The organism is Saliniramus fredricksonii, assembly GCF_900094735.1.
Lineage (GTDB): Bacteria > Pseudomonadota > Alphaproteobacteria > Rhizobiales > Beijerinckiaceae > Saliniramus > Saliniramus fredricksonii.
This window is the reverse complement of sequence record NZ_FMBM01000001.1, coordinates 1,086,111-1,102,938: the sequence shown is the minus strand read 5'-3', so window position 1 is coordinate 1,102,938 and position 16,828 is coordinate 1,086,111. Positions and strand designations below refer to the sequence as shown.

18 protein-coding genes are annotated in these 16,828 nt (G+C 65.4%); 11 read left to right on the top strand and 7 right to left on the bottom strand.

Going from position 1 to position 16,828, the window contains the following annotated elements:
* Window positions 1-51: 51 nt before the first annotated feature.
* From GA0071312_RS05060 to GA0071312_RS05040, 5 genes are all read right to left on the bottom strand, one after another.
* Complete coding sequence (locus GA0071312_RS05060; RefSeq protein WP_074443842.1) at window positions 52-1,374, bottom strand: TRAP transporter large permease; 1,323 nt, start codon at window positions 1,372-1,374, stop codon at window positions 52-54.
* Complete coding sequence (locus GA0071312_RS05055; protein WP_083204321.1) at window positions 1,371-1,964, bottom strand: TRAP transporter small permease; 594 nt, start codon at window positions 1,962-1,964, stop codon at window positions 1,371-1,373. The genes GA0071312_RS05060 and GA0071312_RS05055 overlap by 4 nt, the downstream gene beginning before the upstream one ends.
* Window positions 1,961-3,232, bottom strand: a complete 1,272-nt coding sequence (locus GA0071312_RS05050) for a flavin-dependent oxidoreductase (RefSeq protein WP_074443841.1) — start codon at window positions 3,230-3,232, stop codon at window positions 1,961-1,963. The genes GA0071312_RS05055 and GA0071312_RS05050 overlap by 4 nt, the downstream gene beginning before the upstream one ends.
* 75 nt (window positions 3,233-3,307) lie before the next feature.
* On the bottom strand, window positions 3,308-4,354 hold the full coding sequence (locus GA0071312_RS05045) for a TRAP transporter substrate-binding protein (protein WP_074443840.1): 1,047 nt from the start codon (window positions 4,352-4,354) through the stop codon (window positions 3,308-3,310).
* 209 nt (window positions 4,355-4,563) lie between these two features.
* The gene (locus GA0071312_RS05040) at window positions 4,564-5,877 is read right to left on the bottom strand and encodes an ArgE/DapE family deacylase (protein WP_074443839.1); all 1,314 of its coding nucleotides are present in this window, start codon (window positions 5,875-5,877) and stop codon (window positions 4,564-4,566) included.
* A gap of 313 nt (window positions 5,878-6,190) precedes the next feature.
* Between GA0071312_RS05040 and GA0071312_RS05035 the strand changes: the two genes are divergently transcribed.
* The 9 genes from GA0071312_RS05035 to GA0071312_RS05000 all read left to right on the top strand — a co-directional run bounded on the left by GA0071312_RS05035 (window position 6,191) and on the right by GA0071312_RS05000 (window position 13,156).
* Complete coding sequence (locus tag GA0071312_RS05035) at window positions 6,191-6,934, top strand: acyloxyacyl hydrolase (RefSeq protein WP_083204320.1); 744 nt, start codon at window positions 6,191-6,193, stop codon at window positions 6,932-6,934.
* A 188-nt stretch (window positions 6,935-7,122) separates the two neighbouring features.
* Window positions 7,123-7,704: a cob(I)yrinic acid a,c-diamide adenosyltransferase gene (locus GA0071312_RS05030; RefSeq protein WP_074443838.1), complete on the top strand. Its 582-nt coding sequence runs from the start codon at window positions 7,123-7,125 to the stop codon at window positions 7,702-7,704.
* 304 nt (window positions 7,705-8,008) lie between these two features.
* Window positions 8,009-8,758: an electron transfer flavoprotein subunit beta/FixA family protein gene (locus GA0071312_RS05025; RefSeq protein WP_074444236.1), complete on the top strand. Its 750-nt coding sequence runs from the start codon at window positions 8,009-8,011 to the stop codon at window positions 8,756-8,758.
* A 2-nt stretch (window positions 8,759-8,760) separates the two neighbouring features.
* The gene (locus GA0071312_RS05020; RefSeq protein ID WP_074443837.1) at window positions 8,761-9,705 is read left to right on the top strand and encodes an electron transfer flavoprotein subunit alpha/FixB family protein; all 945 of its coding nucleotides are present in this window, start codon (window positions 8,761-8,763) and stop codon (window positions 9,703-9,705) included.
* A gap of 83 nt (window positions 9,706-9,788) precedes the next feature.
* Window positions 9,789-10,664 (top strand): 3-hydroxybutyryl-CoA dehydrogenase, encoded by an 876-nt coding sequence (locus GA0071312_RS05015; RefSeq protein ID WP_074443836.1) that lies wholly within the window; start codon window positions 9,789-9,791, stop codon window positions 10,662-10,664.
* A gap of 114 nt (window positions 10,665-10,778) precedes the next feature.
* A complete protein-coding gene (locus GA0071312_RS19570) occupies window positions 10,779-11,021 on the top strand; it encodes a hypothetical protein (RefSeq protein WP_131817709.1) in 243 nt (80 codons plus the stop codon).
* 163 nt (window positions 11,022-11,184) lie between these two features.
* Window positions 11,185-11,754, top strand: coding sequence for an HNH endonuclease (locus tag GA0071312_RS05010; RefSeq protein WP_074443835.1), 570 nt, complete (start codon window positions 11,185-11,187; stop codon window positions 11,752-11,754).
* A 158-nt stretch (window positions 11,755-11,912) separates the two neighbouring features.
* Window positions 11,913-12,458 (top strand): urease accessory protein UreE, encoded by a 546-nt coding sequence (ureE, locus tag GA0071312_RS05005; protein ID WP_074444235.1) that lies wholly within the window; start codon window positions 11,913-11,915, stop codon window positions 12,456-12,458.
* The gene (locus GA0071312_RS05000; RefSeq protein ID WP_074443834.1) at window positions 12,458-13,156 is read left to right on the top strand and encodes an urease accessory protein UreF; all 699 of its coding nucleotides are present in this window, start codon (window positions 12,458-12,460) and stop codon (window positions 13,154-13,156) included. Before ureE ends, GA0071312_RS05000 begins: the two co-directional genes overlap by 1 nt.
* Window positions 13,157-13,169: 13 nt before the next feature.
* Here GA0071312_RS05000 and doeB read toward each other — a convergent pair whose 3' ends face one another.
* Together doeB and doeA are read right to left on the bottom strand one after the other, a co-directional pair.
* Window positions 13,170-14,192, bottom strand: coding sequence for a N(2)-acetyl-L-2,4-diaminobutanoate deacetylase DoeB (gene doeB / locus GA0071312_RS04995; RefSeq protein WP_074443833.1), 1,023 nt, complete (start codon window positions 14,190-14,192; stop codon window positions 13,170-13,172).
* 10 nt (window positions 14,193-14,202) lie between these two features.
* The gene (doeA, locus tag GA0071312_RS04990; protein ID WP_074444234.1) at window positions 14,203-15,384 is read right to left on the bottom strand and encodes an ectoine hydrolase DoeA; all 1,182 of its coding nucleotides are present in this window, start codon (window positions 15,382-15,384) and stop codon (window positions 14,203-14,205) included.
* A 95-nt stretch (window positions 15,385-15,479) separates the two neighbouring features.
* Between doeA and GA0071312_RS04985 the strand changes: the two genes are divergently transcribed.
* Window positions 15,480-15,956, top strand: coding sequence for an Lrp/AsnC family transcriptional regulator (locus GA0071312_RS04985; RefSeq protein ID WP_074444233.1), 477 nt, complete (start codon window positions 15,480-15,482; stop codon window positions 15,954-15,956).
* 51 nt (window positions 15,957-16,007) lie between these two features.
* Entirely contained in the window at window positions 16,008-16,826 is an 819-nt protein-coding gene (locus tag GA0071312_RS04980) for a metallophosphoesterase family protein (protein WP_074444232.1), read from the top strand.
* The last annotated feature ends 2 nt before the right edge of the window (window positions 16,827-16,828 follow it).

The window sequence follows — 16,828 nt, the reverse complement described above, 5'->3', positions numbered from 1 at the left end:
GCAATCCCCGGTGCCTTCGGCGCCGGGGATTTTTCATGAGCGCGACTGCATCTAGAACAGCAGCCAGACGAGGCCCAGTGTCAGCGGCGGCAGGGCGATGAGGATGCCGGTGCGGATGATGTCGGATGCGACAAAGGGTATGACGCCGCGATAAGTCTGCATCATGCTCACCCCCGGCGCCATGGAATTGATGATGAACAGATTCATCCCCACCGGGGGTGTGATCAGCCCCACCTCCACCACGATCAGCACGAGAATCCCGAACCACAACGCCGTCTCTTCCGGGGTGAGCCCGAAATCCAGCGTCATGATGATGGGGAAGAAGATTGGCACGGTGAGCAGGATCATCGACAGCGAATCCATCACGCAACCGAAGACCAGATAGATCAGCAGGATCACCACGAGCACCATCACCGGCGCCACGGCGAGGCCGCCCACCCAGTCTGCGGCGAAGACGGGCAGGCGCGTGATGGCGAGAAAGCTGTTGAAGGAGCCCGCCCCCAGAATGATGAAGAAGATCATTCCCGTCGACGCCGCCGTGGAACGAAAACAATCGATCAGCGCGGCAAATCCGAGTTTGCCGCGCAAGGCCGCGACCAGCCCCGTCCCCGCCGCGCCGAAAGCCGCGCCCTCGGTGGGGGTGAACACGCCCATGTTCATGCCGCCGATCATCACCACGAAAATCGCCACGACCGGCCAGATCTCGCCCAGGGCCTTGAGCCGGGCCATCAGCGGCAGGCGCGGCGTGCGCATTGCGTCATCCGGGTTGAGGCGCACCGTGATCGCCACGGTGATCATGTAGCCGAGCGCGGCGAGCAGGCCCGGGATCATGGCCGCGACGAAGAGCTTGGCGATGTTCTGTTCGGTGAGGATGGCGTAGATCACGAGGATGATCGAGGGCGGGATCAGGATGCCGAGCGTGCCGCCGGCAGCCAGCGATCCGGTGGCGAGCGCGCCGGAATAGCCGTGCTTGCGTAATTCGGGGAGCGCGACGCGGCCCATCGTGGCGGCGGTGGCGAGCGAGGAGCCGCAGATCGCACCGAAACCGGCCGAGGCTCCCACCCCCGCCATGGCGACGCCGCCGCGCCGGTGCCCGAGCCAGGCGGCGGCAGCGCGAAACAGGGCTTCCGAGAGGCCGCCCTTCATGGCGAAGGCCCCCATCAGCAGAAACAGCGGCACCACCGAGAGCGAATAACTCGAAAAGGTCTCGAAGGCATGATGCTTGAGCTGGGCGAAAACCGGCGCCCAGCGCCCGAAGATCGTGTAAGAGCCGAGCAATCCGCAGACCAGCATCGCCAGCCCGATCGGCATGCGCGCGAAAATGAGGAAGAGCAGCAACCCGAAAAAAAGCCCTGCAATGACCAGCCCGCTCATATGCCGTCCCCGTCGGGCTCACCGGCGCCCAGCGCCTCGTTCAGACTGCGCCAGACAGTATAGGCGCTCACCAGCGCGAAGCTCCATAGCCCGACGAGCCCCCCGGCATAGCCCCACCAGAGCGGGATCTGCAGGATCGTCGTGGTCTCGCGAAACCGCATCTTGTCATGCAGACCGAGCCCGTGCTGCCAGGCGATCAGCACCACGATTGCGGTCAGGACCAGATTGGTGAAGGTCGAGAGCGCGGCGCGCGCGCGGGGGCCCATCCAGGAGACGAAGATATCGACGGTGACATGGCCGCGATTGAACTGGCACCAGGCGAGGAAGCTGAACACCGCGAAGCCCGCCCCCATCGAGACCAGCTCGAAATCCCCCGGTATCGGGCCGAGCCCGTCGAAGACCGGCCAGCGCGTGCGCGAGGCATAACGCCCGATGATCGAGACCACCGCCAGGATCGTGACCAGCGTGAGCACGCTACCGCCGAGCACGGCGAGCGCGCCGGCGAAGCGCCCGATCCACAGGCCGACCATGGCCTCAGCCCGGGGAAACAGCCCCGCCGGCCCGGGCGCGCGGGACGCCCGCGCATTCATGAACCGGCTCCCGCAACCTGGACAATGGAGGGACGCGCATTGAGGGTCTCGACGTCGAAACCGGCGATGCGCTTGTAGCCGCGCGCGGTCTCCTCGCGCTCCTCGCGGCTGATGACGGCGTCGATATCGTCGAAACCGTCGGGCGCACGGCTCTCCACCGCCTGCATCACCTGCTCGGGGCCATTGGCGCGATTGGCCGCGACCACAGCCGCCGTGGCCGGACGCCGCTCGGCCTCGTAGGCTTTGAGTGCCGCTTCACCGATCCCCTCGCGCAGGAAGGCCTCGGAGAGCACGCGCGCGTCCAGGATAGCCTGGCTCGCGCCGTTGGAGCCGATCGGATACATCGGATGCGCGGCATCGCCCGCAAGCGTGATGCGCCCGCGCGTCCAGTGCGGCAGCGGATCGCGATCGACCATGGGGAATTCGTAGATCGCGCTGGCGCGGCGGATCAGATCCGGCACATCGAGCCAGTCGAAGCGCCAGCTTTCGAAATCGGGCAGGAAATCCGCCGGATCGCCGGGGCGGTTCCAGTCCTCGCGGCGCCATTGATGGTCGGGGGCGAATTTCTTCTCCGCGATCCAGTTGATCACCGCCTTGCCCGCGCGCGCAGCCGCCAGCGAAATCGGATAGGCGACGAATTTCTGGAATTCGTGGCCCGCCATGATCATCGAGCGCCCCGTCAGGAACGGCTTCGCCTCGGTGACGCCGCGCCACAGGATCGCGCCGTTCCAGATCGGCGGGCCCTCATCCGGATAGAATTGCGCGCGGATGGTGGAATGAATGCCGTCGCAGGCGATCAGGACGTCGCCCTCAAGGCTGCCCTGCGGGTTGCCGTGGCGATCAGCGAGATCAATGCGCACACCTGCCGAATCCTGCTGCGCCGCGACGAGCCGGCGCCCGGTCATGATGCCACCATCCCCGAGCCGCGCGCGCACGGCTTCGAGCAGGATCATCTGCAGCGCGCCGCGATGGATCGAGAATTGCGGCCAGAGATAACCGGCCTCGCGCCCGCGCGGCTCCGACCAGATCAGCTGGCCGCGTTTAGAATAATAGGCGAGTTCGGCGGTGGGGATCGCAGTGGCGGCGAGATCTGCGAGCAGGCCGAGTTCATCGAGCTCGCGCACCGCATGCGGCAACACGTTGATGCCCACACCAAGCGGCCGGATTTCCTCGGCCTGCTCGACGATGCGCACGGGAATACCCGCCTGATGCAGGCTGAGTGCCAGGGTGAGCCCGCCGATACCCGCGCCGGCGATGATGACCGTCATGCAAAACGCTCCCTGCTCCAGGGCCTGCGGCGGCGCGTTCGCACGGAATGCGCCGCCGCCGATTCGATCAGGGCCTCAGCGGGCCTCTTCCTCGGCAAGGATGGTGGCCAGCGAATCGATCAGCGCCTGCGCATCGATGCCCTGGTCTTCCATATCCGCGATCCAGCTCGCGACCACCGGCTCGGCGGCTTCCTGCCAGCGTGTGAGTTCCTCGCCGTCGATGGTGGCGATGGTATTGCCGCGCTCCACCGCGATCGCGCGGGCCGGGGCATCGCCCTCATCCATCACGCGCCCGACCCAGGCCGAGGTCTCGATGCCGGAATTGGCGTCGATCACCGCCCTGAGATCATCGGGCAGGCCTTCATAGCTGTCCCGGTTCATCGCGAAGACGAAGAGGGTGGTGTAGAAGGAGCGATCACCGCCGAATTCGGTATGCGTGTCGACGAGCTCCGCCACGCGCAGGGCGCGCGTCACCTCCCAGGGAATCACCGTGCCGTCGATGACGTTGCGCGACAAGGATTCCGGCACCTGCGGCACGGGCATGCCGACCGGCGTTGCGCCGAGCGTCTCCAGCAGCCGGGTGATCATCCGGGTGGGTCCGCGCACGGCACGACCCTCCAGATCCTCGAGGCTCTCCACCGCCGGCGCCTTCATGTGGAAATTGCCGGGCCCGTGAACATGCACCGCGATCGGATGGATATCGGCGAAATCCTCCTGCATATGCTCTTCATAGAAACGCCAGGCCGCGCGCGAGGTGGTCTCGGCATCGGCGGCGACGAAGGGTAGGTCGAAGATTTCCGCACGCGGGAACCGCCCGGGCGTGTAGCCGGGCAGCGTCCAGACCACATCGACGATCCCGTCACGGACCTGGTCGATCAGATTGGGTGGCGCACCGCCGAGCTGCATGGCGGGATAGACTTCCACCGCGATGCGCCCATCCGATTCCGCCTCGACCTTCTCCGCCCAGGGCGTGATGAAATTGGCCGGGACCGGCGCCGGCGCCGGCAGGAAGTGATGCACGCGCAGGGTGACGTCCTGCGCCTGTGCCGGTGCCGCGGTGACGAGCGCACCCAGCGCGACGCCGCCCGCGAGTCCGGCGGCGAGTAACAGATTCCTGATCATGAATTTTCCCTCCCTGGTTGAATGTGGCCGTTCCCTCCCCGGGGACATGGCCCGGGCTGTTATTGGTTGCGCACGCAATCAATGCTATCCGGGTGCGACCACAAGTCAAGGAGTGCGGTGGCGGGCCGAGGCAGGCCCGCCGCCCAGGCGCGTTGAGCCCGCCGCCCAGGCGCGTTGAGCCCGCCGCCCAGGCGCGTTAGGCCCGCCGCTCAGGCGCGCTCCAGGCCGCACCATTGCGCCACGAACAGGGCCATCGCGGTGGTGATGCGTTGCACCGAGGCGAGGTCGACACATTCGTCGACGCCGTGGATGTTGCGACCGATCGGGCCGTAGCAGAGCGCGGGAATCGCGTCATAAAGCGCATGCACCCGCGCATCGAGGTAGCCGAGAGTAACGAAACTCTGCAGCGCCTTGCCGGTCGCGCCCCGATGCGCCTGCCCCAGCACCGCCTCCGCCGCCGAGCCTTCTTCCAGCACGAAACCCTGCGCTGTGAAACCGTTGAAGACGACGCGCGGCGGGTTGTTGGCGAGAAAGGCGTCTTCACGCGAGTATTTGAGAACGCATTCCTCGATGGCGCGCATCGCCATGTGCTTGTCCATGCCCGGATAGAGCGAGATCCGCCCGTGGACGCGGCACCAGGAGGGGACCGAGGAGGCCCAGTCGCCGCCCTCGATCTTGCCGATGTTGAAATTGATCGGATGGGCCTCATCGCACAGATGCGGGTGATCGGCCTTCTGCGCGTTCCAGTCCTGTTCCAGCCCGCGCAGGGCCCCGATCACGCGATAGGCGGCGTCAATGGCATTGGCGCCCGCTCCCATCTCGCGCACATGTACGGCCACGCCACGCACTTCCACGGTGAACCAGACGACGCCGACATTGGCGCGCACGAGCATCTCGTCTTCGGGCTCGGGGATCAGGGCCGCATCGGCGCGATAGCCGCGCAGATGCGTCATCAGCGCGCCGTTTCCGGTCGATTCTTCCTCGACTACCGATTCGACATGCAAAGTCGCGGCGGGCTGCATGCCGATCCGGCGCAGGGCATCGAGGCAGAACAGATTGGCCGCGACGCCCGCCTTCATGTCGGCGGCGCCGCGTCCGTACATCCAGCCATCGCGGATCTGAGGATCAAATGGCGACGATGCCCACATGTCGGCAGGACCCGGCGGCACCACATCGACATGGCCCTGCAGGATCAGCGAGTGCCCCCGCTCGTCGCGCGGGTGGTGCGTGCCCACCACGATGGGCGCGTCCGAATGCTCCGGCGCGATGGCCGAGCCGCCGGGATGGGCGGCAATGGCCTCGTGGTCCATGTGGAAACGGTCCATGACGAGCCCGCGCTCACGCATTGCGCGAAACATCAGATCCTGCGCCGTGTGCTCCTCGCCGCGCAGAGACGGCTTGCGCACGAGTTCCCGGGTGAAGGCGACCTGCTCGGCGAATCCGTCGGCGACGGCGCGCGCGATCTTCTCCTGAAGGTCGGGATCGACCGGTAAAGGGTTGGCTGACGGGGCATTCCGGCTCATGGGCGGCTTCCTTGATGATCGGCGCGCCTCGGGGGGGGCGCCGGGACAACGTGGCGTCATGATGCAAGCCGTCCGCCCGGCTGCCAATGCCGCAGCGGGTGCGGGCATGGCCAGAGCATGCGGGCGGTTTCGCATGCCACAATTCAAAGATGATTCACATCCTTGATGGCTTCTTTTGATTGCCCGCAAGGAGGGGACATGCTAGCCATTGCCCTGTTTTTGCCTCAATTGAGGCGGTTATGCGTAACCAGCGCGCAAGATTTTCGGCATGATCGCTTGAAGTCTTGCGCAGCGTGAGGGAGTGCCAGCACATATGCTGACCGGAATGGATTCCGACGACACCGGCAGAATGATCGGGCGCGGATTCAGCCCGGGCGGCATTGCCACGCATCGCGGGATCAGCAATGACTCCAGCTCGCGCTTCCCTTTGCTGGTGGCCGCGACCACCATCGCCGTTCACGTCGCAAGCGCAGCGGGCCTGCCCGCCATGGCGGCTGAGCACCGCGCCGATCCGGTTTCCCGACACGCGGGCGCTATGCCCGCGAGCATGGCGAAAGCGCCCGAGAAGCCTGTCGCGCTGCGCACCTCCTTCATCTCCGAAACCCGGCTCGGGCTGCTCGCGCAGGATCCGTGGAGCCCCGAGGCCCAGACCGGCGCATTGCATGGCGAGGTGCTGTTCGCCCGCCCCGTCCGACCGAGCGATCCGCTGATGCGCTATTTCACGCCGCAGCCACATATCGGCGCATCGTTCAATCTGGGTTCACGCACCAGTTTCGTCTTTGCCGGGTTGAGCTGGAACATCGATCTGTCGCCGCGCGTCTTCGTCGAGGCGAGCTTCGGCGGCGCCCTGCATGACGGTCATCGCGGCGGCGTCCTGCGTGACAACCAGGCCGCTCTGGGTTGCGCCCCGCTGTTTCGCGAAAGCGCCTCGCTCGGCTATCGCTTCAGCGAGCGGCTCTCCTTCATGGCCACGGTGGAGCATTACGGCAATGCCGGGCTCTGCTCGCAGAATCGCGGCCTGACCAATATCGGCGCGCGTTTCGGCTACAGCTTCTGACGCGGAGCAGCCCGCTCCGCCGCGCGTCTCGTCATGAGGGCCGCGCCGGCACTCCGTTTGCCCCGGTGGAGAGCGATGTGCCTTTACCGCTTGATCCTGCCCGGCCCGACCTTGCACACCTTGCCTTGATCGCGCAGTCTGCCTAACTGCCCCGTAACGCAAACGCGCATGCAGACAGGGAGACGGACGTGGTCGTTCTCAACAAGATCTATACCCGCACCGGAGATGGCGGAGATACCGCGCTGGCCACGGGGTCACGGCGCCCGAAATACGATCTGCGGGTCGAGGCCTATGGCACGGTGGACGAAACCAATGCCTGTATCGGCATGGCGCGCCTGCATACCGGTGAGAGCGACACTGATGTCGATGCGATGCTCGGCCGCATCCAGAACGACCTGTTCGATCTCGGCGCCGATCTCGCCACGCCGGAGACCGGCGAAAAGCTCGAATACGAACCGCTGCGGATCGTACCGGCGCAGGTCGAGCGCCTGGAAAAGGAGATCGATACGCTCAACGGCTCACTGCAGCCGCTGCGCTCCTTCGTGCTTCCCGGCGGGGCTCCCGCCGCTGCCGCCCTGCATCTCGCGCGTACCGTCTGCCGCCGCGCCGAGCGCTGCGTCGTCGAACTCGCCCATCGCCAGGACGAGACCGTCTCGGATGCGTCGATCCAGTATCTCAACCGGCTCTCGGATTTCCTCTTCGTTGCGTCGCGCTATGTCAATAATGGTGGCGCGGGTGACGTGCTGTGGGTGCCGGGCAAGAATCGTTGAATGATATCGTTGAATGATATCGTTGAATGATATCGGGGGGAGCATGGCACGGGCCGATGCTGCGGCGCGCGTGTTGCGGTGCCGAAATGCCTGATGCGAATCGGCATTGGGCCCGATCCGTTGTCGCGTTGACAAGCATTGATGCGCCTCGCTACGGTCCGCGCGCGCTCGAAGCCAGCGGTTTCCGGCGGAGAACGGACAGCATCATCCGGATCTGCGCCAGCGGGGCACCTCCGTCGCGATGACCGACGCGATGCCGGGTATCCGTCACGGGAACCGCCAACAGTCGAAGGGATGGAAACCGATGAAGATCCTCGTACCTGTCAAACGGGTCGTCGATTACAACGTCAAGATCCGCGTCAAGCCTGACGGATCGGGCGTGGAGCTTGCCAATGTGAAGATGTCGATGAACCCCTTCGACGAAATTGCCGTCGAGGAGGCCATTCGCCTCAAGGAAAAGGGCGTCGCCGAGGAGATCGTCGTGGTCTCGATCGGGCCGCAGCAGGCCCAGGAGACGATCCGCACCGGGCTCGCCATGGGCGCCGATCGCGGCATCCTGGTGAAGACCGATGCGACCGTCGAGCCGCTCGCCGTCGCCAAGATCCTGAAGGAATTGATCGGCAGGGAAGAGCCGGGCCTCGTGATCATGGGCAAGCAGGCGATCGACGACGATTCGAACCAGACCGGCCAGATGCTCGCCGCCCTGCTCGGCTGGGCCCAGGGCACCTTTGCCTCGAAGATCGAGATCGCCGACGGCAAGGTCGATGTGACGCGCGAAATCGATGGCGGCCTCCAGACCGTGACGCTCGACATGCCGGCCATCATCACCACGGATCTGCGCCTCAACGAGCCGCGCTATGCCTCGCTGCCCAATATCATGAAGGCCAAGAAGAAGCCCCTCGACGAGACCGCGCCGGAGGATCTCGGCGTCGATGTGGCCCAGCGCCTCAAGGTGCTCTCGACCGCCGAGCCGCCCAAGCGCGAAGCCGGTGTGAAGGTCGGCTCCACCGCCGAACTCGTCGAGAAGCTGAAGAACGAAGCGGGAGTGATCTGACCATGGCCATCCTTCTCCTCGCGGAACACGACAATTCCGCCCTCAAGGACGCGACCCACAAATCCGTCACCGCAGCCACCCAGATCGGCGGCCCGGTTCATATTCTCGTCGCCGGCGCCGGATGCAAGGCCGCTGCCGAGGAAGCCGCGAAGATCGAAGGCGTCGAGAAGGTGCTCGTCGCCGATGCGCCGGCCTATGAGCACAGTCTGGCCGAGCCGCTCGCGGCCCTGATCACGGGTCTCGCCGAGGGCTATGACGTGCTGATGGCCCCGGCCACCACGACGGGCAAGAACGTGATGCCGCGCGTTGCGGCGCTGCTCGACGTGATGCAGGTCTCCGACATCTCCAAGGTGATCTCGGCCGATACGTTCGAGCGTCCGATCTATGCCGGCAACGCCATCCAGACCGTGCAATCGACCGACACCAAGAAGGTGATCACGGTGCGCACCTCCTCCTTCCAGGCGACCGGCGAGGGCGGCTCCGCCACCGTCGAGGATGCGACACCCTCGGATGATCCCGGCCTCTCGCAGTTCAAGAGCCAGGAAATCGCTCAGTCCGATCGTCCCGAACTCGCCTCGGCCAAGATCATCATCTCCGGCGGTCGCTCGCTCGCCTCTGCCGAAAATTTCGAGAAGTACATCGAACCGATCGCAGACAAGCTTGGTGCCGCCATGGGCGCCTCGCGCGCCGCCGTCGATGCGGGCTTTGCACCCAATGACTGGCAGGTCGGCCAGACCGGCAAGGTCGTGGCGCCGGATCTGTACATCGCTGTCGGCATTTCAGGCGCCATTCAGCATCTGGCCGGCATGAAGGATTCGCGCGTCATCGTCGCCATCAACAAGGACGAGGAAGCGCCGATCTTCCAGGTTGCCGATTACGGCCTGGTGGGCGATCTGTTCCAACTGCTGCCGGAATTGCAGGACGAACTCGGCAAGGCCGGGCGCTGAAGGCGAGCGTTCATTCCTGAAACCCGCGAAGCCGGTGCCATGCGGCCCGGCTTCGCCACAGACGACAAACGGGGCGCGCAACCATGGAGATCAAGACTGTCGGCATTATCGGCGCGGGTCAGATGGGCAGCGGCATCGCCCATGTCTGCGCGCTCGCAGGCATGAATGTGATGCTCAACGATCTGGACGAGGAGCGCATTTCTGCGGGCCTCGCCACGATCAACGGCAACATGCAGCGCCAGGTCTCCAAGAGGATCATCGAGGAGGGCGAGCGTCAGGCCGGACTGGAGCGGGTCAAGCCTGCGCCGTCCTATGAGGATCTGGCGTCCTGCGATCTGATCATCGAAGCCGCCACCGAAAACGAGGAAATCAAGCGCAGGATCTTCCAGTCGCTGTGCCCAGCGCTGGGGCCCGACACGATTCTGGCGAGCAACACTTCCTCGATCTCGATCACCCGCCTCGCCGCGGCCACGGATCGGCCCGAGCGCTTCATCGGCATCCATTTCATGAATCCGGTGCCCTTGATGCAGCTCGTCGAGCTGATCCGCGGCATCGCCACGGAGGATCCGACCTTCGAGGCCGCCAAGGGCTTCATCGCGCGACTGGGCAAGACGGCGACGGTGGCGGAGGATTTTCCCGCCTTCATCGTCAACCGCATCCTGTTGCCGATGATCAACGAGGCAATCTATACGCTCTACGAGGGTGTCGGTTCGGTCGAATCGATCGACACCGCCATGCGGCTCGGTGCCAACCATCCGATGGGGCCCTTGCAGCTCGCCGATTTCATCGGACTCGATACCTGCCTTTCGGTGATGCAGGTGCTGCATGACGGGCTGGCCGATACGAAGTACCGCCCCTGCCCGCTGCTGGTGAAATATGTCGAGGCTGGCTGGCTCGGGCGCAAGGCCAAGCGCGGTTTCTACGATTATCGCGGCGAAACACCGGTTCCCACGCGCTGAAATGCGGCGCGCACGACGCAAAACTGGCGCGCATTTGAATCAAATCCGAATGCGCGCGCAAACCTCGTCGTAAAGCGAAGCTGGCATGGTGGCATTGTCACGGAGCCAGTTGTCATGTCGATCGACGCCACCGCCGGAATGAGTGCCAGTTGGGCAACGCAGCCGCGAGATTCCGCATCTGCGGCTGCGCAACAAGTCTCCAGCGCCCAGGAGGCTCGTTCCGAGCGGGGCGGGGTTGAAACGGGGCCGACCGAGATCACGCCGTCCCGCGAGCCCGCCCCCTCCCGAATCAGCGATGAGCCTGCCCGTCCGGCACCGCCGCCTGGCCAGGGCCGCAATCTCGATATCTCGGTCTGACGCGGGCCCGGGCCGGCTCCGCGGCATCTGCCATCAGGATCACCTACTGCCTTGTCCCTGTGCATGATTTCGCCTGCGACCATCGGGAGGCTTCACATTCCTGTCGTACTGGGGCTTAATACTCTCACGCAGATGCACTTCGCCATCTGTCGGAGGAGGTGGTGTGAACGTTCATGTTCAGCGGACCGTCTCGCCGGAAGCCTGTCCGGCACTCGTGCTCAACGCGGATTTCAGACCGTTGAGCTATTACCCTCTTTCGGTCTGGTGCTGGCAGGATACGATCAAGGCGGTGTTTCTCGAGCGGGTCAACATCGTCTCGCATTATGATCGCAGCGTGCGAAGTCCGGGCTTCGAAATGCGCCTGCCATCCGTCGTTTCACTCAAGACCTACATCCAGCCCTCCCGCAATCCCGCCTTCACCCGCTTCAACGTCTTCCTGCGCGATCGCTTCACCTGCCAGTATTGCGGCGCCCGCGACGATCTCACCTTCGACCACGTGATTCCCCGATCCCGGGGTGGCCAGACCACCTGGGAAAACGTCGTTACCGCCTGCGCACCCTGCAATCTCAGGAAGGCGGACCGGATGCCCCGGCAGGCGGACATGCTGCCCCGTCAGGCCCCTTTCGCGCCCAGCGTCTTCCAGCTGCACCAGAACGGTCGCCATTTCCCGCCGAACTATCTGCACGAGAGCTGGCTCGATTATCTCTACTGGGATACCGAGCTCGAACCGTAAGGCAGGCGCAGGCGCGCCCCTCCCCGGTGGAGAAGCGTTGGGGGTGAGGCGATATTGCCAACGCAGCGCCGGCGCGATGAACGCTGCGCCCTTCCCTTCCGTCGCCGCCTCGCCTAACCTGTCGGCGCCATGTCATGAAAAGCCGCAACGAGGTCCCGATGCTGCGTGCCACCGCCGTTATCCGCAAGCCCGCCGTGAAGGCCGAGAAGGTCGTCGACAGCGTCACCCTCGATCACGAGGGCCGCCACCGTCGGCGTGTGACGCTTACGGGCGATGGCGGGCTCGCCTTCCTGCTCGATCTCGACAAGGCCGTGATCCTCAATGACGGCGATGCGCTCAGGCTTGAGGACGGGCAGCTGGTGCGCATCATCGCCGCGCCGCAGCCGCTTCTGGCAATCCGCGCCGAGAACCCGCTGCGGCTGCTGCGCCTCGCCTGGCATATCGGCAACCGGCACACGCCCGCCGAGATCACGGCGGATGCGATCTATATCGAGGAGGATCACGTCCTGGCCGAGATGGTGCGCGGGCAGGGCGGCACGGCGACCCGCGTCGAACGGCCGTTTCAGCCGGAACGCGGGGCCTATGATCACGATTGCGGGCATGATCACGGACATGGTCACGGGCACGCACACCACCATCACGGACATGACCATACGCATGACCATGCCCATACGCATGATCATGACCACGACCGGCACGGCTGATGAGCGCGCATCTGCCCCTGATGATCTGGTTCTCGCCGGGCTTTCCCGTCGGCGCCTTCGCCTATTCGCATGCGCTCGAATGGGCCTGCGAGAGCGGCGAGATTTTGCAGGCGCAGGATCTGGCCGCGTGGCTGAACGCTCTTCTCGATCATGGATCGGGGCGCAACGACGCGCTGTTCCTGATCGCCGCCCATCGGGCCAGCGATGAACCGGTGCGGCTTGCAGAACTCGCGGCGCTGGCGCGTTCGCTCGCCGGTTCGCGCGAGCGCCGGCTCGAGACCTGCATGCAGGGCGATGCCTTCCTCACCGCGATCGCGAGCGCCTGGCCCTGCGCAACGGTGGAGACGTGGCAGACGAAGCGTCCGGTGCTGGACGGCGCGGAAGCAACGCCCTATCCGGTCGCCGTCGGCATGGCAGGGCAAGGCCATGGGCTGCCGCTGCAGGCCTTGCTCGAAGCCTATCTCGCGGGCTTCATCGGCAATCTCGTCTCCGCCGCGATCCGCCTCGGCGCCATCGGCCAGACGGACGGGCAGCGTATCATCGCGGGCCTGCTTCCCGGCCTGCCGGCGCGCGCCGCCGCGCTGATCAGCGCCCATGACGGTGAGGGCCTCGATGAAAGCCTCGGCGGCTGCGTCTTCGCCTCGGATCTCGGAGCGATTCTCCACGAAACCCAGTATACGCGGCTGTTTCGCTCCTGATCAGCCGGCGGTTTCAGCTGACGGGAACGGCGAAGACGGCGATGCAATCCCCCGGCTTGACGAGCCCCGGCACATGGCGGGCCATCACGATCCCGTCGCGGCGCGCATGGCAGGACAAGGGCATGCGCCCGGAGCGCCCGAACGGATAGATCCGCGCGACGACATCGCCGCGCATGACCGGGTCGCCGAGGGTCACCAGCGGCTCGATCAGCCCTTCCTCCTCGCTGACCAGAAAGCAGTCGCCATCAGGCATGTCGAGCCAGATGGTTTCCGGCCAGGCCGCCTGTGTGGTTGCGCCTTCATCCCCGGCGAGAATTCCCGCCTGGGCGAGAAAGCCGCGCAGGCCGCGTTTGGCGATCGCGATGCTGCGCGGTGTCGCCGTGCCGGCGCCGCCGAGTTCGGTTGTGACGAAAGTCTTGCCCATCGCCTCGGCGGTCGTGTCGAACATGCCCACCGCATCCATCTCGATCATCTGCAGCGCATAGGGCGCGCCGAAAGCCGCCACAGCTTCCCGGCAGCGCGCTTCGAGCGCCTTGTCGGGGAGGATGTGGCAGGCGGCCAGCGGCAGGAAATCCAGCGTCCTGCCGCCGGAATGAAAGTCGAGCACGCAATCGGCCAGCGGCAGCAGATGGCGGGTGACGTAATCGGCGATCTTCTGCGTCGGCGTGCCATCAGGGCGACCGGGAAAGAGCCGGTTGAGATTGCCCCCGTCGATCGGCGAGGTGCGCGTGCCGGCGCGGAAGGCGGGGGCATTCATGGCCGGGAGAATGATGATCCGCCCGGTGATCTGCGCGGGGTCGAGCGTCGCGGCGAGATCATGCAGGGCGATCAGCCCTTCATACTCGTCCCCGTGATTGCCGGCGGTGAGGAGCGCGGTGGGACCGGCGCCGTTGCGGATCACGCTGATCGGGATCATTACCGCGCCCCAGGCAGAATCGTCACGGCTCCAGGGCAGGCGCAGGAACCCGTGTTGCGCGCCGTCACGCGCAAGATCGAGGTCACAGCTGATCGGGGAAGGGGGCAGGCTGTCGGTCATCGCTGCGAGGTCATTCCTTGATGAAGAGTTCGCGCGGCACGTTCGCAAGGCATTCCACCCCGGTTTCGGTGATCAGGATGCTCTCGGTGATCTCGAGCCCCATATCGGCCAGCCAGAGCCCGCTCATGAAATGGAAGGTCATGCCGGGTTCGAGCACGGTGCGGTCGCCCGAGCGCAGGCTCATGGTGCGCTCGCCCCAGTCGGGCGGATAGCTCAGCCCGATGGAATAGCCGGTGCGGTTGTCCTTGATGATGCCGTAGCGCTCCAGCACGCTGAAGAAACCGAAGGCGATATCCTCGCAGGTCATGCCCGGACGCGCATTCTCGAGCCCCGCCTCCATGCCTTCGAGCACGGCCTTCTCCGCATCCCGGAAGGCCGGGGGCGGCTTGCCGAGGAAGACCGTTCGCGAAAGCGGGCAATGATAACGGTTCACGCAGCCGGCGATCTCGAAGAAGGTCCCCTCCCCGGCCCGCAGGGGCTGGTCATTCCAGGTAAGATGCGGCGCGGCGGCGTCGGGGCCCGAGGGCAGCAGTGGCACGATGGCGGGATAATCGCCGCCGGTCTCCGAAACCCCGCGTATCCCGACATCGTAGATCTCGGCCACGAGGTCGCATTTGCGGATGCCCGGCTCGGCCTTTTCCAGGATGCGCTGGTGCATCGCCTCGACGATCCGCGCGGCCTTGCGCATGAAGCCGATCTCGGCCTCGCTCTTGATGGCGCGGTTCCAGTTCACCAGCGCGGTGGCATCGAGGAAGAGCGCATTGGGCAGATGCGTGGTCAATGCGGCATAGGCGGCGGCGGTGAAATAGTAATTGTCGAGCTCGACCCCGATCCGCGCCTTGTCGAAGCCGCGCGATTCGATGATCGCGGCCAGAAGGTCCATCGGATGATGGTCGGTGGATTGCACATAATGGTCGGGATAGGAGAGTATGTTGTCATCCTGCAGATAGGCCGTACGGCGTGCACCGGCGGCATCCTGCAGGCGACCGTACCAGACCGGCTCCCCCTCATGCGAAACGAGGACACATTGGTGAACGTAGAAGGACCAGCCGTCGTAACCGGTGAGCCAGGCCATGTTGGAGGGATCGCTGACGATCAGCAGATCCAGTTCCTTCTCGGCCATGGACGCACGGGTCCGGGCCAGCCGCCCGGCATATTCCGCGCGGCTGAATTTCAGATGCGCATCGCTCATGCTCGCTCCGATACGCTTCACGCCCGGTCCGCCCGGACGGATGCTGTGATTCCTGAATGGGGCCAGTGTGGCTATGAGATGCAGCGATGACAAGCATCAAGCTCGACACCTACGATCTGCGCATTCTCGCCACCGTGGCACGCCGGGGCCGGATCACCAAACGGGCGCTCGCCGAAGCCGTGGGATTGTCACCGACACCCTGCTGGACACGGCTTGCGCGGCTGGAGAAGGCCGGGCTGATCACCGGCTATCATGCACGCATCGCCCCCGATGCTTTCGGCCCGCTCACCACGGTGATGCTGGAAGTCACCCTGCGCAGCCATACGCGCGCGGATTTCGAGCGATTCGAGTCCGTCATCTGTGCCGATCCACGGGTCACGGCCTGCTGGTCGCTGGGCGGCGGAATCGATTATCTCCTGCGTATCGTCGTGCGCGATATCGGCGAATACCAGGATATCATCGACGGCTGGCTTGCCCGGGATCTCGGGATCGACCGCTATTTCACCTATGTCGTCACCAAGGTGGTCAAGCAGGACGAAGCCTTCGTGCCGTCACCGGGCATGCTTTCATGATTGCGGCACCAGGAAAACCGACCGCATTCCCCCATGCACCCATGGATCAACATGCGTCTCCTCGCCATCAGTGACCTGCATCTCGCGCATGCGACCAACCGCGAAGCGCTGGACGCGCTGCCGGCGTATCCGCAGGACTGGCTGATCATCGCCGGAGACGTTGCCGAAAAGCCGGAAACCGTGGCCGACGCCTTCGCGGCACTGGCTGCACGGTTTGCCCGCGTGATCTGGGTGCCCGGCAATCACGAACTCTGGACGAGCGCGCCGGAAAGCGGTCGCCCGGCGCTTGCAGGTGACGCGAAATATCGTGCGCTGGTTGAAATCGCCCGCAGCGCCGGGATCGTCACGCCGGAAGACCCCTGGCCGGTCTGGGAGGGGGCGGGCGGCCCGTGCCTGATCGCGCCCTTGTTTCTGCTCTATGATTACAGCTTCCGTCCGCCCGGTCTCGCGAGAGAGGATGTCGTTGCCTGGGCGCGCGAGGGCCGCGCCGTCTGCGCCGACGAGATCCGGCTCGATCCTGCCCCTTACGCGTCGCGCGAGGACTGGTGCGCCGCGCGTGTCGCCATCAGTGCCGGGCGCCTTGAAGCGCGCCCGCACGGGCTGCCGACGATCCTCGTCAATCACTATCCGCTTCGCGCCGATCTCATCCACATTCCCCGGATCCCGCGCTTCACACCGTGGTGCGGCACGCGCGCGACGCATGACTGGCACCGCCGCTTCGATGCCCGCGTCGCGATCAGCGGCCATCTTCATGTGCGCCGCAGCGATATCCGCGACGGCACGCGTTTCGAGGAAGTCTCGCTGGGCTATCCGAAACAATGGCAGCCGCGACGCGGCATCGCGCCGTATCTGCGGCAGGTCCTGCCGTGACT